Origin of the sequence: Candidatus Sphingomonas colombiensis, from assembly GCA_029202845.1 — a bacterium.
GTDB classification, from domain to species: Bacteria; Pseudomonadota; Alphaproteobacteria; order Sphingomonadales; family Sphingomonadaceae; genus Sphingomonas; species Sphingomonas colombiensis.
The window spans coordinates 3,245,226-3,265,886 of sequence record CP119315.1 but is presented as its reverse complement, the minus strand read 5'-3'; the positions used below and the strand labels follow the sequence as shown (position 1 = coordinate 3,265,886).

18 protein-coding genes and 3 pseudogenes are annotated in these 20,661 nt (G+C 64.8%); 7 read left to right on the top strand and 14 right to left on the bottom strand.

Going from position 1 to position 20,661, the window contains the following annotated elements:
• Complete coding sequence (locus tag P0Y64_15765) at positions 1 to 1,308, top strand: chloride channel protein (protein WEK42794.1); 1,308 nt, start codon at positions 1 to 3, stop codon at positions 1,306 to 1,308.
• 9 nt (positions 1,309 to 1,317) lie between these two features.
• On the opposite strand, the gene P0Y64_15760 is transcribed toward P0Y64_15765, so the two are convergent.
• Both P0Y64_15760 and P0Y64_15755 read right to left on the bottom strand, forming a co-directional pair.
• Positions 1,318 to 2,136, bottom strand: coding sequence for an arylamine N-acetyltransferase (locus tag P0Y64_15760; GenBank protein WEK45083.1), 819 nt, complete (start codon positions 2,134 to 2,136; stop codon positions 1,318 to 1,320).
• 29 nt (positions 2,137 to 2,165) lie between these two features.
• Positions 2,166 to 3,233, bottom strand: coding sequence for a phosphotransferase family protein (locus P0Y64_15755; GenBank protein ID WEK42793.1), 1,068 nt, complete (start codon positions 3,231 to 3,233; stop codon positions 2,166 to 2,168).
• Between the two features lie 110 nt (positions 3,234 to 3,343).
• On the opposite strand from P0Y64_15755, the gene P0Y64_15750 reads away from it, so the two are divergent.
• Positions 3,344 to 4,003, top strand: coding sequence for a helix-turn-helix domain containing protein (locus P0Y64_15750; GenBank protein WEK42792.1), 660 nt, complete (start codon positions 3,344 to 3,346; stop codon positions 4,001 to 4,003).
• On the opposite strand, the gene P0Y64_15745 is transcribed toward P0Y64_15750, so the two are convergent.
• Entirely contained in the window at positions 3,978 to 5,057 is a 1,080-nt protein-coding gene (locus P0Y64_15745; protein ID WEK42791.1) for a GNAT family N-acetyltransferase, read from the bottom strand. The genes P0Y64_15750 and P0Y64_15745 overlap by 26 nt on opposite strands.
• 84 nt (positions 5,058 to 5,141) lie before the next feature.
• Between P0Y64_15745 and P0Y64_15740 the strand changes: the two genes are divergently transcribed.
• Both P0Y64_15740 and P0Y64_15735 read left to right on the top strand, forming a co-directional pair.
• Positions 5,142 to 5,591 (top strand): DUF2721 domain-containing protein, encoded by a 450-nt coding sequence (locus P0Y64_15740; GenBank protein WEK45082.1) that lies wholly within the window; start codon positions 5,142 to 5,144, stop codon positions 5,589 to 5,591.
• 57 nt (positions 5,592 to 5,648) lie between these two features.
• On the top strand, positions 5,649 to 6,821 hold the full coding sequence (locus tag P0Y64_15735) for an MBL fold metallo-hydrolase (protein WEK42790.1): 1,173 nt from the start codon (positions 5,649 to 5,651) through the stop codon (positions 6,819 to 6,821).
• Here P0Y64_15735 and trmB read toward each other — a convergent pair.
• Positions 6,814 to 7,497, bottom strand: coding sequence for a tRNA (guanosine(46)-N7)-methyltransferase TrmB (gene trmB, locus P0Y64_15730; GenBank protein WEK42789.1), 684 nt, complete (start codon positions 7,495 to 7,497; stop codon positions 6,814 to 6,816). The genes P0Y64_15735 and trmB overlap by 8 nt on opposite strands.
• Before the next feature lie 97 nt (positions 7,498 to 7,594).
• On the opposite strand from trmB, the gene P0Y64_15725 reads away from it, so the two are divergent.
• Complete coding sequence (locus P0Y64_15725) at positions 7,595 to 8,359, top strand: hypothetical protein (GenBank protein WEK42788.1); 765 nt, start codon at positions 7,595 to 7,597, stop codon at positions 8,357 to 8,359.
• A gap of 52 nt (positions 8,360 to 8,411) precedes the next feature.
• Here the strand turns inward: P0Y64_15725 and metK are convergent, their stop codons facing one another.
• Positions 8,412 to 9,617: a methionine adenosyltransferase gene (gene metK, locus P0Y64_15720; protein WEK42787.1), complete on the bottom strand. Its 1,206-nt coding sequence runs from the start codon at positions 9,615 to 9,617 to the stop codon at positions 8,412 to 8,414.
• 46 nt (positions 9,618 to 9,663) lie between these two features.
• The gene (lnt, locus tag P0Y64_15715; GenBank protein WEK42786.1) at positions 9,664 to 11,217 is read right to left on the bottom strand and encodes an apolipoprotein N-acyltransferase; all 1,554 of its coding nucleotides are present in this window, start codon (positions 11,215 to 11,217) and stop codon (positions 9,664 to 9,666) included.
• Between the two features lie 132 nt (positions 11,218 to 11,349).
• Here lnt and P0Y64_15710 point away from each other — a divergent pair, with 132 nt between their 5' ends.
• Both P0Y64_15710 and P0Y64_15705 read left to right on the top strand, forming a co-directional pair.
• Positions 11,350 to 11,790 (top strand): VOC family protein, encoded by a 441-nt coding sequence (locus P0Y64_15710; GenBank protein ID WEK42785.1) that lies wholly within the window; start codon positions 11,350 to 11,352, stop codon positions 11,788 to 11,790.
• On the top strand, positions 11,787 to 12,089 hold the full coding sequence (locus P0Y64_15705; GenBank protein ID WEK42784.1) for a polyhydroxyalkanoic acid system family protein: 303 nt from the start codon (positions 11,787 to 11,789) through the stop codon (positions 12,087 to 12,089). Before P0Y64_15710 ends, P0Y64_15705 begins: the two co-directional genes overlap by 4 nt.
• A 36-nt stretch (positions 12,090 to 12,125) precedes the next feature.
• On the opposite strand, the gene P0Y64_15700 is transcribed toward P0Y64_15705, so the two are convergent.
• The 8 genes and pseudogenes from P0Y64_15700 to sppA form a co-directional block, all read right to left on the bottom strand.
• Entirely contained in the window at positions 12,126 to 13,460 is a 1,335-nt protein-coding gene (locus tag P0Y64_15700; protein WEK42783.1) for a sorbosone dehydrogenase family protein, read from the bottom strand.
• A 96-nt stretch (positions 13,461 to 13,556) separates the two neighbouring features.
• The gene (locus P0Y64_15695; GenBank protein ID WEK45081.1) at positions 13,557 to 14,489 is read right to left on the bottom strand and encodes a hemolysin family protein; all 933 of its coding nucleotides are present in this window, start codon (positions 14,487 to 14,489) and stop codon (positions 13,557 to 13,559) included.
• Positions 14,470 to 14,979, bottom strand: coding sequence for an rRNA maturation RNase YbeY (gene ybeY / locus P0Y64_15690; GenBank protein WEK42782.1), 510 nt, complete (start codon positions 14,977 to 14,979; stop codon positions 14,470 to 14,472). The genes P0Y64_15695 and ybeY overlap by 20 nt, the downstream gene beginning before the upstream one ends.
• On the bottom strand, positions 14,976 to 15,992 hold the full coding sequence (locus P0Y64_15685; protein ID WEK42781.1) for a PhoH family protein: 1,017 nt from the start codon (positions 15,990 to 15,992) through the stop codon (positions 14,976 to 14,978). The genes ybeY and P0Y64_15685 overlap by 4 nt, the downstream gene beginning before the upstream one ends.
• Before the next feature lie 107 nt (positions 15,993 to 16,099).
• Complete coding sequence (miaB, locus tag P0Y64_15680) at positions 16,100 to 17,440, bottom strand: tRNA (N6-isopentenyl adenosine(37)-C2)-methylthiotransferase MiaB (GenBank protein ID WEK45080.1); 1,341 nt, start codon at positions 17,438 to 17,440, stop codon at positions 16,100 to 16,102.
• Positions 17,437 to 18,178: pseudogene (locus P0Y64_15675) on the bottom strand (lysophospholipid acyltransferase family protein). The gene miaB and the pseudogene P0Y64_15675 overlap by 4 nt, the downstream one beginning before the upstream one ends.
• Positions 18,174 to 18,597: pseudogene (locus P0Y64_15670) on the bottom strand (Fur family transcriptional regulator). The pseudogenes P0Y64_15675 and P0Y64_15670 overlap by 5 nt, the downstream one beginning before the upstream one ends.
• 69 nt (positions 18,598 to 18,666) lie before the next feature.
• Positions 18,667 to 20,554: pseudogene (gene sppA, locus P0Y64_15665) on the bottom strand (signal peptide peptidase SppA).
• Between the last annotated feature and the right edge of the window lie 107 nt (positions 20,555 to 20,661).

Genomic DNA, 20,661 nt, shown 5'->3' with positions numbered 1-20,661 from the left:
TTGTCGTTGCTTCAGACTCGTAGTCCGGCCAAGCCGTGGACACCGTCGCGCGTTCGCGCGCTATTGCGGTCGCGCGGGCCAACTTCGATCCGCTTCCGCCGCCGGGTCGCGGTGTTGACCGGCGCGATCGCGATCGGGGTGATCGCGGTGCTGTTCGCCAAGGCTTCCGACGTCGCGGGCGCAGCGTTCGAACATTACGCGCGGACGTGGCGCTGGATGCCGCTGGTCACCACGCCGCTTGGTTTCGTCGTGTTGGTGTGGGCGACGCGGCGCTGGTTTCCGCTGGCGCGCGGATCTGGCATTCCGCAGGTGATCGCCGCGCGCGAACGCGTCGATTTGGGGGTTACCGACCTGATCGCGCCGCGCACCGCGCTCGCCAAGGCGTTTCTGACGCTCGGCGCGCTATTGTGCGGCGCAAGCGTAGGGCGCGAAGGTCCGACCGTTCAACTCGCTGCGGCGGTGATGGGGCTGAGCCACAAAGCGATGCGCGTGTCGATGCGTGCGGGCGTCGTGATCGCGGGCGGTGCGGCGGGCGTCGCGGCGGCGTTCAACACGCCACTCGCCGGGGTGATGTTCGCCATCGAGGAACTCGCCTCGGCCTATGAGCAGAAGGTGACCTTGCTGGTGCTGTCGCTAATCGTCATCGCCGGTATGGTCGCGCAGTCGCTGGCGGGGGATTATCTCTATTTCGGCGCGATCGGGGCACACATGCCGATCGCTGCCGCGCTATTCGTCGCGCCGGCGGCCGGGCTGGTCGGGGGAGCATCCGGCGGCCTCTTCGCGCGATTGATGCTCGGCATGGCGAGCGGCGCGTATCGCGTCACCCGGCTGACCCGCGCGCATCCTCTGCTGTTCGCAGGCCTGTGCGGGTTGGTGGTGGCGGCACTTGGAGTCGCGACCGGGCTGACATGGGGGGCGGGCTATCCGGCGGCGCGGGCGATGATCCTCGGCGTCGATGCGCCATGGTGGTTCGGGCCGGCGAAAGCGATAGCGGCCCTGGCGACGGCGGTGGCCGGGCTGCCCGGCGGGATTTTCGCGCCGAGCCTCGCGGTGGGGGCAGGGGTCGGCAATTTGCTGCGTTTCCTGTTCCCGGGTGATTCGTCGAGCGCAGTGGTGATCCTGGGCATGGTGGCCTATTTCGCGGGCGTGGTCCGCGCACCGCTCACCGCCGTCATCATCCTGTCCGAAACCACTGCCAGCCGTGGGCTGATGCTGCCGATGTTCGCCACGGCCTTCATCGCCGATTGGGCGAGCCAGCAGGTATGCCGCGAGAAGCTATATCACGGGCTGGCACGCACCTTTGCCTGACGGCCGCGCTTAGAACAGATCGAGCGCGGCGACTTCCTCGGCGGTCAGGTCGATTCCGAACATCATGCTCAGGCGCATGCGATAGACGCGCGGATCGACGATCTCTGCGCTCGTATCTCCGCCACCTGAATGCCGCCGATAGCTGCGATCCGTAAGAGTCGCGAAACCGCGCGGAAGCACGATCGAGGCGATGGTGAGCTGGGTGAAGCGGCTCTCTGGCGCGGTTGAGGTCCAGCGATTGCCGATCACGATATCATTTTCGTAAACCGGACGCAGATCGAAACTATATTGCCGCTGCCAGCCTTCACCCGCGCCACGACCATCGCTGCTGGCGGATACGCCGTCGCGCAGCAGCATCCAGCCGAATTCGTCATCCCGCTCCAGCCGGTGTCGCGTGCCGTCTGGCGCCTCGGTCTCCGCCCCGTCGGCTAGCGGCATCACCGGCGCGAAACTGCCACCGAACCCCGCGTCCGCGATCCAGTCGTCCCCACCGATCGTTACGAGCGATAATGCATGAGTGAGCGACTGCGGCTCGGTCATCCCGAGCCACACCCGGGCGAGCAGCGCGCGCGCGCGGAACCCCAGCGCAGCAAGCGCATCAAGCAGCAGGCGATTCTGCTCGAAACAATAACCGCCGCGTCGGCGCGTCACGAGCTTGTCGAATACCGACGCCGAATCGGTCGCGATGCCGCGGCCCAGTTTTACATCGAGATTCTCGAACGGGATCGCGAGACGGTGCGCACGTTGCAGCGTGGCGAGACCATCGGCATCGGGCATCGGTACTTCGGGGAGATCGACGCGGGCGAGATAAGCAGGAAGATCGAACATCGCGCCGCTATAGGGCAGTTTCGCCGCGATCACACGATCGGCTTGTCGATCCGGCGCAGCGCGCGCCTGAACAGCGCAATGGTGTGGGCGTGGAGCTGGTCGCCGATCGGTTTCGGAGTGAGGCCGGCACAGGCACGAGCGTGGCTCCCCTCGAGAATCGCGCCGAGCTTGAAACAGGCGAGCACGGCATACCAGCGCGCATCCGCCGCGCTGCGGCCGGTTGCTGAAAGGTATCGCTCGACGATTTCCTCCAGCGATGGGAAGCCTTCCCACGGCGTCACCGCCACCCGCTGGTCTCCTTCCGCCGGATCGCGCCAGGTAGCGGTGAGCCAGCCGAGATCGAGTAGCGGATCGCCGAGCGTCGCGAGTTCCCAATCGACGATCGCCGCAAGCTCGGGAGCATCGGAGCGAAACATCACGTTGGCGAGGTGGAAGTCGCCATGGATCAGCCCCTTGTGCATCGCCGCCGGCCTGTTTGCCTCAAGCCAGCCGCATATCGCTTCGACATCGGGGAGGGCAGCATAGCCGGTCCAGCCGTCGAATTTCGCATAACCGTCGAGCTGGGCGCGCCAGCGTGGCACCTGTCGGTCGACCCAGCCATCGATCTTGCCGAAATCGTTTAGCCCAACGCGATCGGGATCGATCCGGGACAGTGCGACGGCGGCGTCCACCATCGCTTGCCCCATCCGTCGTCGCATCGCAGGATCATTTGCATGCAGCAAAGGAAGGCTGACCGTGGGATTGAAGCCTTCCACCGGCTCCATCAGGTAAAAAGCGGTGCCCAGCACGCTGGGATCTCCCTCGCCGGCGATGAAGCCGGGGTGCGGCACCTCGGATTCGGCGAGTGCCGCGAGCACCTTCATCTCACGCCGCATTACCTCGTCGCTTTCGGGCCGCGGGCGGCGCGGCGGGCGGCGCAGGACATAACCACGCCCCGCTCGATCGAAGCGCAACAGGATATTCTGGGTGCCGCCGCCAAGCGTATCGGCTCGCTCGATCGGCGCGTCATCGCCGAGGCCTGCACGGTCCATCCAGCGCGCCAGCACATCGAGATCGATCAGCTCGCGCCATGCTTCGCGATCGTGCGCCAGCGCCACGTGCTTCTCCCCTCCGATAAGTCGACTGAATTAGTAATTGTCGGTTCGATGCTGGTCAATCATGCCGCGGCGCTTGCCGAACCGAGTGGCATCATCAATGGTGCGGCCCGATGAACGCCACCCGATCCCTGTCCGCCGGCCGAGGCAGCGCCACGCGCAACGAGCTGAAACGCGCTGCGCGACGCCTGTTCGCCGAGCGCGGGATCGCGGCGGTGGGCATGCGCGAGATCGTCGAGGCGGCCGGGCAGCGTAACGCGGCGGCGGTCCACTACTATTTCGGCGGCAAGGACGATCTGCTGCGCGAATTGCTGATCGACGGGGCGGACCTGGTCGATGTCGCGCGGCAAGCGCTGATCGACGAGGCGGAAGCGAACGGCTTGCCCGATCTTCGCGCGATCGTTCGCGCGATGGTGATCTCGAACATCGATATCGCGGGCGAAGTCGGTGAGGATGAAACCTATTTCCGCTTCATGATCAACGTTCAGAACGAGCGGCGAAGCCTGTTCACCGAAACCGTTCCCGAACATTCCGAAGGTTATGCGCGCTACCTTGCCCATGTCCGTCGCCTGCTTGCCGATGTGCCGGAAACGCTGCTGCGGCAGCGCATCCTCTATGCAGGGCTGGCGCTCGGTTCGCTGATTACCGCGCGCGAGGCGGCGCTAGATGCGAGCGATAGCGGCTACCACCCTTATTGGAGCGGCCAGCCCGCGATCGAGGGAATGATCGACGCGGTGGAGGCGATCCTCATCGGCCCCGCCACGCGAGCCTGAGCAACGGCGCCAATCGCGCCGGAAGCCCTGGCGGCAGCAGCAGCCAATCGCGGATCATCGGCCCTGGCGTCGCGCCGATGACGCTCTTGTAACCACTGTCGCCGGCGCCCCAGTCGACCCGCGTGGTGCCGCCCGCCAAAGCATCGACGAGGTTGCGGTAATAGAGCAATTTCCCCGGCGAATGTTTCGCGTAAGCGGGATCATAGCTGTTGGCGATCGCATAGCGCAGGCCGCCAATGTCTAGGTCGAAGGAAAACGCGGCGGGCCTGCCGTCAACCGACAGCAATGCGCCGCGCATCATCGCGGCGAGCGTCGCGTCGTCCGCGAGGGAACGCCAGAAAGCGCCGTGGCCTGTATCGGTGAATTTCGCGTCGCTACCGTCCGTGCGATCGGCGATCCAGCTTGCCTGTTCCACCGTCGCGAGCGCTTCGAATGCTGTGGGCCAGTCGTTTCCCGAAAGGAAGCGCCAGTCGAGCTCGCCGTGCGCGCCGAGATGTTTCTCGTGAAAGCGGTTCTTGCGCAGCGTTGAATTGCGCGGCCACGCGCCCTCGGCGCGCGCAGCCACCATATCCAGCAGGAAGCTCTGCGCGACGGTACGCTCCACCACGGCCCAGCCGCGCGCGCGCGCCACTTCCACCAGCGCCGCCGCCGCCGGATCGTCCTGATAGACTGGGCCGATTCGCAGCGCATTGATCTGCCGCGCCAATGTCGCGAGCGCGGCTTCCAGCACCTCCAGGCCCGCGCTTTCCGCAATGGGGAAGCTTCGGAACGGCCAGTAACTCCCCGGCACCATCGCCATTTTCAGCCACGCAGGGCCGGCCACCACCATGGGGAGCGCCAATGCTGGCACATCCTCCACGCTCACTAAAAGCGTTCGCGCAGCGCCGCCATAGGCTTTCAACGCGGCGGCATACCATTGGTGGCGCAGGAAGCGGTGCGTCGGCGCCGCCGCTTCCGCCACGAGATCGATCGCGGAGGCAAGGCCGTCGACGGTCTCGGCGCGCAGGATGCGGGGCAGGCGAATGAACTGGTCGAGCGGCATCGGCTTGGTCATCTCGCCCATTGGCTTAGGGTGACACAGTTACCAGCCCGTTGCCGCTTGCCTCCTTTTATTGCGGCAGGCATCCTGATCGCAGTGTTGCAATATTCCCCCGCCGTCTCGACGATCGCCCAGACGATCCAGCTTTCGCTCAGCCCGGTGTTCATGCTCGCGGGCATCGGCGCGCTGCTCAACGTGCTGACCGGGCGGCTGGCGCGGGTGATCGATCGCGCCCGCGTGCTCGAAGGGCTGCATCCGCGCTCGCACGGGCCGGAGCACGATCGCCATGTGTGGGAATTGCGGCTGCTCGATCGCCGGATACTGATCATCAATCGCGCGCTGTTCCTCGCGGTTTCATCGGCGGTGATGACCTGTTCGGTCGTCGCTTTGCTATTCATCGCCGAACTCGCCTCGTTGCACATTGGGCAATTCGTCGCGATCGTCTTCGTTTTGTCGATGGTGCTGCTGATCGCGGCGCTGATCTATTTCCTGATCGAGGTGCGTATGTCGCTCAGCGCGGTGGAGGTGCGGGAAGAATTGCTGCGATAGCTGGCGCTTGGCCGATTGCGGCCCTATCTGCTTTCGACTTCTCCGAGGAGCTGGCTCTTGCCGTTTTTCCTTAAGATCGCCGGCACGGTGATTCTGTTTCTGATCGTTGCGGTTTGTCTCGCCATCACGATCGTCCCACGCTTCCTCGATCGCGTTTATTATGAGGGGCCTCGCAGCGACCATTTCGATGGCGCGCGCTTCTTCAACCCCGGCGGTGATGACGACACCTTCCGTCTGCCGACGCAGGGCAGCCGCACCGGCTTCTTCTGGCGCTATCTGACGGGTAGCGACGGGCGGCCGCCATGGCCGCCCAGCGTGCCTGTGACGCAAGGGAAGCCCGAGGCGCGGGTAGAGGGCGAGCGGATGGTGGCGACGTGGATCGGCCATGCGACGATGCTAATCCAAACACAGGGGCTGAACATCCTGACTGATCCGATCTGGTCCGAACGAACCGGGCCGCTTGGTATGGGGCCGAAGCGCGTCACCGCGCCGGGGGTGCGCATGGAGGATTTGCCGAAGATCGATCTGATCCTCGTCAGCCACAATCACTATGATCATCTCGACAAGACGACGCTCAAGCAATTGTGGGATCGGGATCAGCCGACCATCGTTACGTCGCTCGGCAATGACAAGGTGATCGCTTCGACGGGAGCAAAGGCCACCGCACTCGACTGGGGGCAGCGACTGACGATCCGGCCGGGTGTAGAGGTGATCGTCGCACGCAATCACCATTGGGGCAGCCGCTGGTTCACCGATCGCAACCGCGCTTTATGGTCCGCCTTTGTCGTGAAGCTGCCGACGGGGGGTAACATCTTCTTCGCGGGCGACACCGGTTTGGGCGATGGCAAATGGCCGGCGGAGGCTGCGTCCCACGGCCCGGTGCGGCTGGCGATGATCCCGATCGGCGCGTTTCGCTTTGCGCCCGGTCAGATGGATGCCGGGAGCCATATTGGGCCGGCCAACGCGATCCGCGTGTTCGATCGTCTCGGCGCGGCCCATGCCGTCCCGATCCATTGGGGCACCTATCGCCTGAGCTACGAAGCGCGCGAAACGCCGCCGGCGATGCTCAACGCGCTGATGCACTGCACCGGCGGCGACACGACGCGGTTCGCCCCTGCGGTCGTCGGTGCGCCGATAGAGATCGCACCTTATTCAGCCCCCGCGACGCGCCCTGACGAATCGCTGATCGGGGCGTGTCTGAAGCGGCCGGAGATCGCCGCGCTCAATTGACGCGGCGATAGGTGAAATACCACACTTCATGCCCGTGTCGGCGGGCCTTGCGCTCGTAGCGCGTCTCCGGCCAGTCGGCGGGGCGGGTAAGGAAGTCTTGCGGTCCCTGCGCTGTCCACTCGAAATCGCGACGCTGACCCATGATCATCATCGCCCAGCGGCAATAAGTGGGGTCGTCCGTGCCAAGCCGGAATTCGCAGCCGGGCTTGAGCTTCGTCGCGATCAAATCGAGCGGACCGTGATTGACCATCCGGCGCTTGGCATGGCGCGCCTTGGGCCATGGATCGGGGTGGAGCAGATACACCCTGTCTAGGCTCGCATCGGGCAGCCGCTCGACCACCTCCAGCGCGTCGCCCATATGGATGCGCACATTATCCAGCTCGCGATCGCGAATGTGGCCAAGCGCGCCGACCACGCCGTTGAGGAACGGCTCGCAGCCGATAAAGCCCGTATCGGGCGCGGCCCCGGCTTGTCCGGCGAGGTGCTCGCCCGCGCCGAAGCCGATTTCGACCTGTAACGGGCGATCGTTGCCGAACAGGGTTTCAGCCGTGAGCGCGCCGATTTCAGGCACGGAGACGCGCGGCAGCAGTTCCTCGACAAGCGCTGCTTGCCCCGCGCGCAACGCATGGCCCTGGCGCCGGCCATAGAGGCGACGGATGGTCGTGGGATCGTTCATGATCGGGCGCGACTAATCGCGCGCCGCGCGAAGGGCAATGCCGCGTTCATTTATGCGCGCTTACACGTCGCCCCGACAAAGGATCGAGGAGAAGGCGATGCGTTGGGCTTGGGCGTTGGTGCTCCCACTGGTGGTGGCCCCGGTCGCGGGCGAAGCGCAGCTGGATTCGGCGAAATCGATCTCTTTCCTGAAGCGCGATGGCCGCTGGGCGAACGTGCCCCTGATCTGCGATGCGACCAACCGCGATCGTGTGCTCGTACTCGGCGCGCCGAAACGGGATCATCAGATGGACCTGTTCAGTTTCGCCAAGCCGGGATTGAGCGCACAGCGCGTCGCAGTGCGGCTCGGCGCGGGCGATCCGGGGGCGGGGCAGATCCATTATCCGCTATTCAACCTCGTCGGGCGTCAGGTTGGCAATGTTCACGCGATCAACCCGGGTATGGTGGAGGCGGGGGCAACGACCCCTGCCGTCGTCTCGATCACCTATGGCGGCGAAATCACCAATTGCCGTTTCGCCGCGCAGACCCGCGTGCTGGGCGTGACCGGGCGCCGCTCGATCCAGGTCGTGCGGACCGATCGCAACGGCTATCGCTATACAAGCTACAATTTCGACACGGAATTGGCTGAGGCAGTGCAGCCATGGGGCGGGCAGGACAATAGTCCTTCGCTATCGATCGACGGCGGCCGGCTGGTCGACCAGAGCAACGGCCGGCGAATCTATGAATTCGCCAATCGCGGCTTCGTCTATCGGGTGATGGTGTCGGTCGAGCCGGGGCATCCCGGCGGCGGCGTCGAGGTGACGCAAGGCACGCGTACCGTGCTGCGCGAAGCGTTCGGCGCCTATACCGCCGCACTGCTTTGAAAGACGGTGGGCGCCGCAACCCGCGAACGGGAAGGGCGCCCACGATAAGATATTACGCGGCGACTGCGGCCTTCAGCTTGTCGACCAGATCGGTCGCTTCCCAGGTGAAGTGCTTGCCATCGGTGTCGCGGCCGAAATGGCCGTAAGCGGCGGTCTTCGAATAGATCGGCGCGTTGAGGCGCAGGTGCTCACGGATACCCTTCGGCGTCAGGCGAACGAGCTTGGGCAGCACTTCCTCCAGCTTCGCTTCGGATACAGTACCAGTGCCGTGCGTATCGACATAAACCGACAGCGGCTCGGCGATGCCGATCGCATAGGAAAGCTGGATCGTCACGCGCCGCGCAAGGCCCGCCGCAACGACGTTCTTTGCCAGATAGCGCGCGACATAAGCCGCTGAGCGATCGACCTTGGTCGGATCCTTGCCGCTGAACGCGCCACCACCGTGCGGTGCCGCGCCGCCATAGGTGTCGACGATGATTTTGCGGCCGGTAACGCCCGCGTCGCCGTCAGGGCCGCCGATCTCGAACAGGCCCGTCGGGTTGACGTAGATCTTGTCCTCAGCCGGGAGCCAGCCCTGCGGCAACACGTCGACGAACACGCCCTTTACGTAGTCGCGCAGCTTGGCCTGACCCGCCTCGTTCGACAGATCGGCGGAATGCTGGGTGGAAACGACCAGCGCGGTGGCGCGCACCGGCAGTTCATTTTCATACTGCAGCGTCACCTGGCTCTTCGCGTCCGGCTCAAGGAACGGCGCCTTGCCGGAGTGACGGTCCTCGGCCATCCGCTCGAGAATCTTGTGGCTGTAATAAAGCGTGGCGGGCATCAGGCCGGGCGTCTCATCGGTAGCGTAACCGAACATGATCCCCTGATCGCCGGCACCTTCATCCTTGTTGCCGCTCTCGTCGACACCCATGGCGATATGCGCCGACTGCGGATGCAGGTTGTTCGAGAAGTCGAAGGTCTTCCAGTGGAAGCCGGACTGTTCGTAGCCGATGCGCTTCACCGTTTCACGCACCGCGTGCTCGATCTCCGCCTCAATGCCGGGTGCCCAATTGCCGTCGGTATCCATGATCCCGCGCCCGCGAATCTCGCCGGCGAGCACCACCTTGTTGGTGGTGGTCAGCGTTTCGCAAGCGACGCGCGCTTCCGGGTCTTTCGACAGAAACAGATCAACGATCGAATCCGAAATCTGGTCGGCAACCTTGTCGGGATGGCCTTCGCTGACCGATTCACTGGTGAAGATGAACGACTTACGCATGATCGCTCCGAATAATTTAACGATATAAAGATAGCTTTATATCGCCCTAGCGCCGCCGCTGTCGGAACGCAACAGCGCCGCTCGCCAACAGCAAGGCGATCACCAGCGCGGCCAAGTTGCCAACACGCGAAAACAGTGTCGGCGCGGCTGGGGGCGGGATCGGCACGTCGATCGCGCCGGCCTTCTCGTGCGGCACCGTGGCGACGAGCCGGCCATCGGCCGCGATCACCGCCGAAATGCCGTTGGGGGTCGCGCGAACGACCGGCAGCCCTTCTTCGATCGCGCGCATCCGGGCCTGCGCCAGATGTTGCGGCGGCCCCCATTTACCGAACCATGCGTCGTTCGAAGGATTGAACAGCAAACGTGGGCGGTGGGCGCGGTCGATCACCTGACCGGAGAAGATGATCTCATAGCAAATCTGCACCCCGATCGCGCCGAAGCCAGGGAGGGTGAGGTTCGCTGGTCCGGGGCCGTCGATGAAATCCATATCTCCCGGCACGAGCCGTGCGAGGCCGAGTGGTTTGAGCAGCCACGGCATCGGCAGATATTCGCCATAAGGCACCAGATGCGCCTTGTCGTATCGTCCCGCGATCCGCGCCGACGGATCAATCGCGAAAACCGAATTGCTGGCCGTGACGACATTGCCATTGCGGTCAAACTGAAGCGCGGTGCCGCCGGTCAGCAATACATCGTTCCGCCCGAGCAGCGCGGCCATCTGACGACGCAAATAAAAGGGGCTCGGCTGGAAGCCATAAGCGTAGGCGGGATAGCCATCCTCGATGAAATCGCGCACCACGCCTTCCGGCCACAACACGAGGCGCGGCGCAGCACCGGGGCGACCGGACAGCGCGGAGAGTTTACGCATCATCAACGCGCCATCGCTCTCGCCGCGCTGGTCCTGCGGGACATTGGGCTGGACGACCACAACGCGCGGCGCGCCAGCGGTGAGGGCGCGACCGGCCGGCGGGATATAGCTGAACGCCTGTGCGCCGAGCAGCAGTACCAACGCCGCAACCGCGCCGATCAGCGGTAAAGGGCGCTTCGGCAGCGCCAGCAACGCGCCTGCGAGCACCACCGTCACCCCGGACATGCCATAGGTGCCGATATAAGCGGCGAGCGCCGCAACGGGCTGCACCGGCACCCAGATCACCGCGATCGGATCCCAAGCATAGCCGGTGAACATTACGCTCCTCAACCACTCGCTGGCGATCCACGCCGCGCCGAAGCCGAGGATATAAGCAGCGTCTGGCTTGCCGCGTCCGCGCAGATGCCAGGCTACCCCGGCCGCGATCGCCGGATAGATGGCGAGATACAAGGCCAGCGCGATCGGGGCGGCATAGCCCAGAATCGGCGGCATCTTGTCTTGAAAATCAAACGCGTGCTGGAACCAGTTGTTGTTGATCGTGAAGTGCCCGACCCCGAAAACCCAGCCCAGCCACAACGCGCGTTTCCGTGTCGGCGCACGGTGAACCAGCAACATCCATCCGGCGCAGCAGGCGAGCGTGAGCGGCCATAATTGCAGCGGCGCAAATCCGCATGCCGCCAGCACGCCGAGCAACAGGGCAATCAGGGCAGGGCGCCGGGCGAGGGAGGTCATCATTCTTCCTTCGTCGTGCCGGGCCCGCCCCGGCGACACATATGCGCAATTCTCGCGCGGCCGGTTCATGCGGGAGGCACCACGTCGCTTCAAGCCCGGGGTGGCGAATAATCGCTACAGGTGTATGATCGAGCCATGACACTGCGACCGTTTCACCTCGCCTTTCCCGTTCACGATCTTGCCGCCGCGCGGGCTTTCTATGGTGACATTCTCGGTTGCCGCGAAGGCCGGTCGAGCGATCATTGGATCGATTTCGATTTCGGCGGCCATCAGATCGTCGCGCATCTCGACGATTCGATGCGCGCGCCGGAAGTGACCAACGCGGTCGATGGGCATGATGTGCCCGTGCCGCATTTCGGCATCGTGCTGACGATGGATGAATGGCGCACGCTGGCGGCACGGGTGGAGGCGGCCGGGGTGCCCTTCGGTATCGCACCGCATATCCGATTCGCCGGTCAGCCCGGCGAGCAGGCGACGATGTTTTTTCGCGATCCTTCAGGCAACGCGCTGGAGTTCAAGGCGTTTGCCGATGATGCGATGCTGTTCGCGACCGGCAAGGAGGAGATTGCCGCATGACCGCCCCGATCGAAGTCGACGTGCCGCACCGGTTGGGCACGGCGTCCGCGAAGGAGCGGATCGGCAGCGGTTTCGGCAAGCTCGCCGATTTCGTGCCGGGCGGGGCGATCACCGATCACCGCTGGGACGGCGATACGCTTTATTTCACGGTCGAGGGGCTGGGGCAGCGCGTTTCGGCGCAGATGGACGTCAGCGATGCCAACGTCCATTGCACCTTCACGCTACCGGCGTTCCTCGCGATGTTCTCGGATCGCATCCGCGCCAAGCTGGAGCGCGAGGCGCCGAAACTGCTCGAATAGCGGGCGAGCGGGCTTTTCGCCCGCCCGCCGATCCGTTCATTTCGCTTGCGGCGCGCTCACCCGCCACACGCGATTGCCCACGTCATCCGCCACGAGCAGCGCGCCGGTCTTGTCGGTGATCACGCTGACCGGCCGGCCCTGCGCCTGACCCTTGGCGTCGAGAAAACCGGTCAGCACATCGACCGGCTTCGCACCTTTCACCGGCCAGCCGGTATCGCCGAACGGCACATAGACGACCTTGTAGCCGGACAGCGGCTTGCGGTTCCATGAGCCATGTTCGCCGATAAACGCGCCATTGGCGAAATTCGCGCCAAGCTTCGCATCGGCGGCGAAAGTCAGCCCGAGCGCGGCCACGTGCGGGCCGAGCGCGAAATCCGGACGCTTGGAATATTGTTGAAGCGGGGCATTGCCCGGCTCGACACGCCGATCTGGATAGCCGCCCCAATAATACCACGGCCAGCCGAAGTGATCGCCCATCTCAACCGCGGTGAGATAATCCGGCGCCATATCGGAGCCGATCATGTCTCGCTCGTTGACCACGGTCCACAGCTGGTGGCTATGCGGCTCCAGCGCCATGCCGTTCGGGTTACGAAGCCCGGCGGCATAGATGCGATAGGTCTTTTCCTTCGGCCACACCTGCAGGATGTTGGCGCGATATCGCTCCGCCGCCATGCCGTTATCGGCGATGTTCGAGGACGAGCCGACCGAGACATACAATGTCCTGCCGTCCTCCGCCGGAATGACGTTGCGCGCCCAGTGATTGCCGCCACCCTGCAGCTTGATCACCAGTTCGGGCTTGGCCGTCACCTTGGTCATGCCCTCGGTATAGGGCACGCGCACCAGCGCGTCGGTGTTCGCGATGTAGAGCTGACCTTCGAACAGCGCCATGCCGAACGGCGAGTTCAGCCCCGTCATGAATACCGTCTTCACCTCGGGCACGCCGTCGCCATCGGCGTCGCGCAGCAGGGTGATGCGATTGGCGGACGGCACGCCCGCGCCGGCACGCCCCATCAGGAAACCCATCACCTTGTTGGTGATTCCGCCACTCGCGCGCGGGGGCGAATTGCTCTCCGCGACCAGTACGTCACCGTTGGGCAGGCGATAGAGCCAGCGCGGATGATCCAGCCCAATGGCATAAGCGGCAACCGTCAGCCCGGCCGCTGCGGCCGGCTTGGCGCCATCAGGCCAACCGACCGCCTTCGCCACATCGACCGTGGGAATCCACTGCGCGCGGGGCGGCGTGATATTGGGGTGCTGACCCTCGACCGTGGTGATATCAACCTGTGCGGTGTCGGGCCAGGCTATCCAGGTGATGATCGCGATCGCGGCCAATACGACAAGGCCGAAAACGATAAGAATATGTTTGCGCATGGCGTAACGATAGGCGCGGTATCCGGCAGACGGAAGGGGCCTCCTGCGCGATCACCCGCCACGCGCCCATGATGAAGCGCGCGGCGGCCCGCGAAATCAATCCTCCAGCCCCTCCGGGGTCGCGCGGGGTGGATGCAGGCGCACGCGGTTCACGCGGCGCGCGTCGGCATCGATCACCTCGATCCGCCAGCCGCTCGGGTGAACAATGCAGGCGCCTGGTTCAGGGACATGACCGGCCAGCACCGCCGTCAGCCCGCCGATCGTATCGACATCGCTCTCGGCCTCGCCCAGACGCGGATCGATCGCCTCGCCGATATCCTCAAGCTCGACCCGCGCATCCGCCTCCCATGCGCCGCCATCGAGCGGGACGAGCAACACCTCGGGCGCCTCATCATGCTCGTCCTCTATCTCGCCGACGATCTCCTCGATCAAATCCTCGATGGTCACCAGCCCTTCGGTGCCGGAATATTCATCGAGCACGATCGCGAGATGCACCCGCGTCTGCCGCATATCGGCGAGCAGATCGAGTGCGCCGCGCGACATGGGAACGAACAGCGGTTGGCGGATCAGCTCGGTGATGCCGGCCGGGCGCGGCCCCGCCACCGCGAGGATCGCGAACACGTCCTTGATATGAACCATGCCGATGATCGTATCGAGCTTTTCGCGATAGACCGGCAGGCGGCTTACCCCGGCCTCCGCGAACAGGCGGACGAGATCGTCGAACGGGGTCTGCTCTTCCACCGCGATAATGTCCGCGCGCGGCACGCCGACGCCGCCCGCGTCGCGTTCACCGAAATGGAGCAGGTTGCGGACCATCTGCCGCTCCAGCAGCGTCAGATCGCCTTTGGCATCGGGGGCGGGATCGTCCTCGTGACGATCGATCGCTTCTTCGAGCTGGTCACGCAGCGTATCTTCCTGCGGGTCGCCAAAGATCAGATTGCGCAAGCCGCGCCAGATGCCGCTTTCATGGGGGTCGCCGTTTCCGGCGCTACTTCGGTCTTCGGGCAAGTCAGTCCTCGTTGATGGCATAGGGGTCTGCGATGCCGAGGTCGGCGAGCGCATCACGCTCGATCGCCTCCATCGCGTCTCCCTCGTCGTCGGTCAGGTGGTCATAACCTAGCAGATGCAGCGTTCCATGCACGATCAAATGCGTGGCATGGGCCTCGACCGTCACGCCGCGTTCGGCCGCCTCGTGCGCGCACACGCCGTGGGCGAGCACGATATCGCCGAGCAGCAGCTCGCCGTCATCAGTATTCTGGCTGACGGTTTCGAGCAGATCGGGCTGCACCATCGGAAAGGACAGGACGTTGGTGGGCTTGTCCTTCCCGCGATATTGCCGGTTGAGTGTGTGGACTTCCTCGTCGGAGGTCAGCCGCACGCTCACCTCAACCAGCGCGGCGGTAGTAAGCAATTCACCGTAGGGCGTCCGCCCCACGGCCGCTCGCACCGCCACTTCGGCCAGCGTCGCCCAATCCCGATCAGGCCAGGGTTCGTCGCGGCTGAGTTCGATCTCGATCATCGCTGCGGCATAGGAGGAGAATCCTCGCCTTCATAGGCTTCGACGATCCGCCCGACGATCGGATGACGTACCACGTCCGCGGCGGTGAAGCGGCAGAGCGAAATGCCCTCGATCCCATCCAGCCGGGAAGTGGCATCCGCCAGTCCCGATGCGGTGACGCCGCCGGGCAAATCGGTCTGTTTCGGATCGCCGCAGATCACCATCCGGCTGTTCTGGCCGAAACGGGTGAGGAACATCTTCATCTGTGCGGGCGTGGTATTCTGCGCCTCGTCGAGAATGACGAACGCGTCGGAAAGCGTGCGCCCGCGCATGAAGGCGATCGGCGCGATCTCGATCTCGCCGGACGCGATGCGCCGCTCGACCTGCTCGGCCGGCAGGCAATCGTAGAGCGCGTCATAAAGCGGGCGGAGATAGGGATCGACCTTCTCCTTCATGTCGCCCGGCAGGAAGCCCAGCCTTTCGCCGGCCTCAACCGCAGGGCGCGAAAGGATAAGCCGCTGGACCGAGCCGGTGATGAGCTGCGCCACCGCCTGCGCCACCGCGATATAGGTCTTGCCCGTACCGGCCGGCCCCAGCGCGAAGATCATGTCGTTGGTGGTCAGCTCACGCATGTAATGCGCCTGCGCGGCGGTGCGCGGCACGATCGTTTTCTTGCGCGTGCGGATCATGATCGGCGGCGCTTCGGTGCGTTCGGCGGAAATGATCCCGTCCAGCGTCGGTTCGGCCGCCATCGCGATGGCTGCGTCGACCAGCCCGGTATCGATTTCCTCGCCACGCTGGATGCGAGCATAAAGCTCGTTCAGCACATCGCGCGCCACCGCCACCTGTTCGGCGGTGCCTTCCAGCCCGATGCGGTTGCCCCGCGCCGTAATGTAAACACCGAGCCGGTTTTCCAACGCGACGAGGTTCTGGTCATATTGACCGAACAACCGGGCAAGCAGCTGAGGCTTGTCGAACAGCACGTCCACCCGGCTGCGTTCGCCGGAATGGGCGGGGACGGGCTTGCGGCTCATGCGTCTCCTTCGATTCTCGCCGTAATGGCCTGGCGCCAAGGTGCGGCCCGCGCCGCCCGGCCGCAAGCACTAATGGCAAAGGATTTCATCACTGTGTCGCTATTGCATCACGCAGCGGCGGCGGAGACCGGCGCGGGCGAAATTTCGCGCGCGGTGACCGAATTGGGGCCGGCGTGGAGCAATTCCACCTCCACCAGCGTGCCGATCGGCGCGGACGTGTCGAGCAACACCGATTGCAGCCACGGCGATTTGCCGAGCATCTGGCCCGGCAACTTTCCCGGCCGTTCGATCAGCACCGTACAGCGCCGCCCGACGGAGGCCCGATTGAAGGCAAGTTGATCGCGATTGAGCGCCGCTTGCAGGCGCTGGAGCCGTTCGTCCATCACTTCCGGCGCGACCTGTCCGTCCATCGTCGCGGCGGGCGTGCCGGGGCGGGGGCTGTATTTAAAGCTGAATGCCAGCGCATGCCCTACCGCGTCGACCAGGCTCAGCGTTTCGGCGAACTCGGCTTCGGTCTCGCCGGGGAAGCCGACGATGAAATCACCGGAAAGGGCAATGTCGGGCCGTGCCGCGCGCACGCGATCGAGGATGCGCAGATAGCTGTCACGCGTGTGGCTGCGGTTCATCGCCCTTAGCACGCGATCGCTGCCCGACTGTACCGGCAGATGCAGGAACGGCATTAGCTTTTCGACGTCGCGATGTGCGTCGATCAGCCCCTGCGCCATGTCATTAGGGTGGCTGGTGGTGTAGCGAATGCGGGCGAGGCCATCGATCCGATCGAGCGTGCGGATCAGATCGTGCAGCCCGCGCCCGTCGTCGTCGCTCCATGCGTTGACGTTCTGCCCGAGCAAGGTGATCTCGCGCGCGCCGGCATCGACCAGCGCCTTCGCCTCATCGACGATTTCGCCATAGGGTCGGCTGATCTCCGCGCCGCGCGTATAGGGCACCACGCAATAGGTGCAGAATTTGTCGCAGCCTTCCTGCACGGTCAGGAACGCCGCCGGCCCGACCTTGCGGCGTGTCGGCAACGCCCCGAATTTGGAGAGCACCGGCATATCGGTATCGAGCGTCGCTTCGCCCTTCGCGGCGTCGGCGATCAGTCGCGGCAGGTTGTGATAGGCTTGCGGGCCGACCACCACGTCCACCTTGGCGCGGCGTATGATCTCCGCGCCCTCGGCTTGCGCGACACAGCCTGCGACCGCGATCATCTTCGCCGGATCGTTCTTCCTCAGCCGGCCGATATCGGAATAGACCTTCTCGGTCGCCTTCTCCCGGATGTGGCAGGTGTTGAGCACCACCAGATCGGCGGTCGCGGCGTCGGTGGTCGCGGTCAGCCCGTCGGCGGCCATCAGTTCGGCCATCCGCTCGCCGTCATAGACGTTCATCTGGCAACCGAACGACTTGACGTGGAAAGTCTTGGGCGGGGTCTTCGTCATCGTCGCGCCTATAATGAAGCGCGCACCGGATCGCCACCCGCTGCCGCGATCCGGGCGCGAGCTTCCGCTGCGACCGCCTTGCGGCCTGGAAAATCATGCGGATCGAATGGATCGCAGAAGTGCAGCGTCGCGGTAAAGCTGCCGGGGCGGCGCAGCACGCGCTTCGCATGATCCTGCCCCGGCTCGTCTCCCACCCACGCCAATTCGTGCGTCGCCGCGCCGTAATCGATCCGCACCGGCTGGACGAGCACGCCAGGCGGCGGCGGATCGAGCACGGCCAGCAGCGCGGCCTTGAACGGCAGCAATTCACTGCCATCGCCGGTCGTTCCTTCAGGGAAGATGGTGATCGACCATGTCTCGGCCAGGGCCTCGCGGAGCTGGTTTATCTGCTCGGCGATGCCCAGCCGATCCTCGCGCCGAACGAACAGTGTGCGATTGAGCGTGCACAGCCAGCCGACCACCGGCACATCGCGCAATTCGGCCTTGGCGACGAAGGCGCTGCCGTTCGCTCCGGCGAGGATCGGGATATCCATCCAGCTCAGATGATTGGCGAGGAACACCACGTCGCGGCGCAGCGGCGTACCGATCACGTGGCGCCGTGCGCCGATGATCCACCCCATCGCGCCGAGGAACAGCATTGGCCACGGTGAGGGAAGGCGAAGCAGCCGCCACAACAGATGAAGCGGGCACCGTCACGACAAGCGTGGCGATCAGCCCGGCAAGTCTCAAATAGAGGCGAACCGCCTCAATCCTTGCGGCTCAGGCTGACACCGTACAATTCCATTCGGTGATCGACCAGGCGGAAACCCAGCTTCTCCGCGATCTGCTTCTGAAGCTGTTCCAGCTCGGGATCGACGAATTCGATCACCTTGCCGGTTTCGACGTCGATCAGGTGATCGTGGTGCGCCTCCGGCGAGGGTTCGTAGCGTGCGCGTCCGTCACCGAAATCGTGCCGATCGAGAATGCCCGCCTCTTCGAACAGCCGCACGGTACGATACACCGTCGCGATCGAGATGCCCGGATCGATTGCCGAGGCGCGGGGCGTAAACCTTCTCAACATCGGGATGGTCCTCCGCTTCCGAGAGAACGCGCGCGATGACGCGGCGCTGCTCGGTGATGCGGAGGCCCTTTTCGTGGCACAGGGCTTCAAGATCGATCTTGCGAGACATGATCCCTATGTAGTGCGCAAAGCTTGTTGCGAAAAGCGATACTGACTCGCAACAAGGCCAAGCGATGAATTACAGGCCGACGCGGGCCAACAATACGTCTAACAACCGCGCGTCGGCAGGGGCTGGGGCGGTGGGCCGAAACCGCCGCATTCGAGGCACGCCGCCTGCACGCCGCCACCCATTGCCAGCCGCTTCACGTCGCCGATCGCACGAGACATCAACGCGCGTTGCTCCCAGGCGATCCGCGCGAGCGCATCGGTCGGCGCCGCATTATCGTCGTTGTTATCGCGACCGATCTGTCGCGCGAGTTCGGCGCCCCAACCGGGCTTCTTTTCCAGATAGGCGACCTTCACAGTCGCCGGATCAAGCTTCGCGCGTTTGGCGGCCTCGGCCACTGCGTCGTTCAGCGTGCCGAACCGATCGACCAGCCCAAGCTGTCGCGCGGTGCCGCCGATCCACACGCGGCCCTGCGCGATCTCATCCACCTTCGCCACCGGCATCTTGCGCGATTGCGAGACGCGGGCGAGGAATTGCGCATAACCATGCTCGATCGCGGACTGGAATACCGCGTCGGTTGCAGGATTGGTGCCGCCGAACACATCTGGCTGACCGGAAAGCGGGGTGGTCCGCACGCCATCGGTCGTCACGCCGATCTTGGCGAGCGTATTTTCGAACGTCGGAATGATGCCGAAGATGCCGATCGATCCGGTGATCGTCGAGGGTTCCGCGAAGATCACATCGCCCGGCGTCGATACCCAGAAACCGCCAGACGCCGCCACGCCACCCATCGAAACGACCACGGGCAAGCCCTGCCGCTTGGCCTCCACCAGTGCAAGACGGATGCGTTCGGATGCGGTGACCGACCCACCCGGCGAATCGACGCGCAGGACAAGCGCCTTCAGCGTCTTTTTGGCGAGGCCGTCATAGATGAACTTCGCGATCGTATCGCCGCCGGCGGTGCCGGGGCCGGCCTTGCCGTCCACGATATCGCCGGCCACGGTCACGATGCCGATCTCGCCGCTCTTGGGCAGCGGATGCGCATCGCTCCATGCGTCATAATCGATCGATTTGAACCAGCCCGCCGGTTTAGCGTCATCCCCGCCAGCGATCTGCGCAACGCGGCGGCCGAACGACACCCGGTCTCCGAGCTTGTCGACGATGCCAGAGGCGAGGTTGGCTTTCGCGATATCGCCCTGCGCGGCTTGCACCACCTTGTCGGGGCTGGTTAGCCAGTCCGCGATCTGCGCCTTCGGCCGGGCGCGGGTGATCGCTTCCTTCCACTGATCGAACAAACCATTCTGCAGAACGGTGGCCGCTTCCTTGGCCTCCGGGCTCTGATCGGTGCGGGTGTAGGGCTCGACGAAGGATTTGTATTTGCCGACACGATAGACGTGCGCGTTGACGCCGAGCTTGTCGATCAACCCCTTGTAATAGAGCTGGCTGCCACCCGGGCCGGCGAAGACGGTGCCGCCCATCGGGTCCATCCACACTTCGCTGGCGGTCGCAGCGAGGCGATAGCCGCCGTCGGTATAGCCGGTGGCGAAGGCGAGCACGGGCTTGCCCGAGTTGCGCGCGCGCAGCAGCGCGTCGGCGACCTCGCCGAGCGTGGCGGGATAGGCGCCGCCGAAGCGATCGAGATCGAGGACGATCGCCTTGACGCGGCTGAATCGTCCTTGGCCGTCGTCGATCGCGCGGACCACATCGCGCAGGCGGTATTGGCGGTGCGACGCTTTCTGCGCCGCTGAGCATGCGCCGAGATGCCGAGACATTTCCTCGGGCTGCTCGACGATCGGGCCGTCGAGATCGAGGACGAGCGCGCCGTCCTTCACCGTCGTCGCGGAGTCGGGCGACTGTTGAGCGCGGCGAACAGCGCGCCGAAGAACAGCAGCATCGCGACGAGCACCAGCGCGTCCTTGATGCCGACCAGCAGTTTCCACGCCCCGCGCACCAGGTGCATCTTATGTCGCAACTCCAGCGCCTCCGAACGCGAGGCTTCCGACGAGCAGCTTTAGCGCGAAGTGTATGGTTCGGGCAATACGCTTACAGCGCACATGACGCCCCCAG

Bases quoted from the DNA above. Each gene is read 5' to 3' on its own strand.
- ybeY (WEK42782.1), bottom strand. From the start codon at position 14,979: ATGATCGAGATCGAACTCAGCCGCGACGAACCCTGGCCTGATCGGGAT.
- P0Y64_15745 (WEK42791.1), bottom strand. From the start codon at position 5,057: ATGACCAAGCCGATGCCGCTCGACCAGTTCATTCGCCTGCCCCGCATC.
- lnt (WEK42786.1), bottom strand. From the start codon at position 11,217: ATGATGACCTCCCTCGCCCGGCGCCCTGCCCTGATTGCCCTGTTGCTC.
- P0Y64_15700 (WEK42783.1), bottom strand. From the start codon at position 13,460: ATGCGCAAACATATTCTTATCGTTTTCGGCCTTGTCGTATTGGCCGCG.
- P0Y64_15695 (WEK45081.1), bottom strand. From the start codon at position 14,489: ATGCCATCAACGAGGACTGACTTGCCCGAAGACCGAAGTAGCGCCGGA.
- P0Y64_15725 (WEK42788.1), top strand. From the start codon at position 7,595: ATGCGTTGGGCTTGGGCGTTGGTGCTCCCACTGGTGGTGGCCCCGGTC.
- P0Y64_15705 (WEK42784.1), top strand. From the start codon at position 11,787: ATGACCGCCCCGATCGAAGTCGACGTGCCGCACCGGTTGGGCACGGCG.
- P0Y64_15710 (WEK42785.1), top strand. From the start codon at position 11,350: ATGACACTGCGACCGTTTCACCTCGCCTTTCCCGTTCACGATCTTGCC.
- P0Y64_15760 (WEK45083.1), bottom strand. From the start codon at position 2,136: ATGTTCGATCTTCCTGCTTATCTCGCCCGCGTCGATCTCCCCGAAGTA.
- P0Y64_15685 (WEK42781.1), bottom strand. From the start codon at position 15,992: ATGAGCCGCAAGCCCGTCCCCGCCCATTCCGGCGAACGCAGCCGGGTG.
- P0Y64_15750 (WEK42792.1), top strand. From the start codon at position 3,344: ATGAACGCCACCCGATCCCTGTCCGCCGGCCGAGGCAGCGCCACGCGC.
- trmB (WEK42789.1), bottom strand. From the start codon at position 7,497: ATGAACGATCCCACGACCATCCGTCGCCTCTATGGCCGGCGCCAGGGC.
- metK (WEK42787.1), bottom strand. From the start codon at position 9,617: ATGCGTAAGTCGTTCATCTTCACCAGTGAATCGGTCAGCGAAGGCCAT.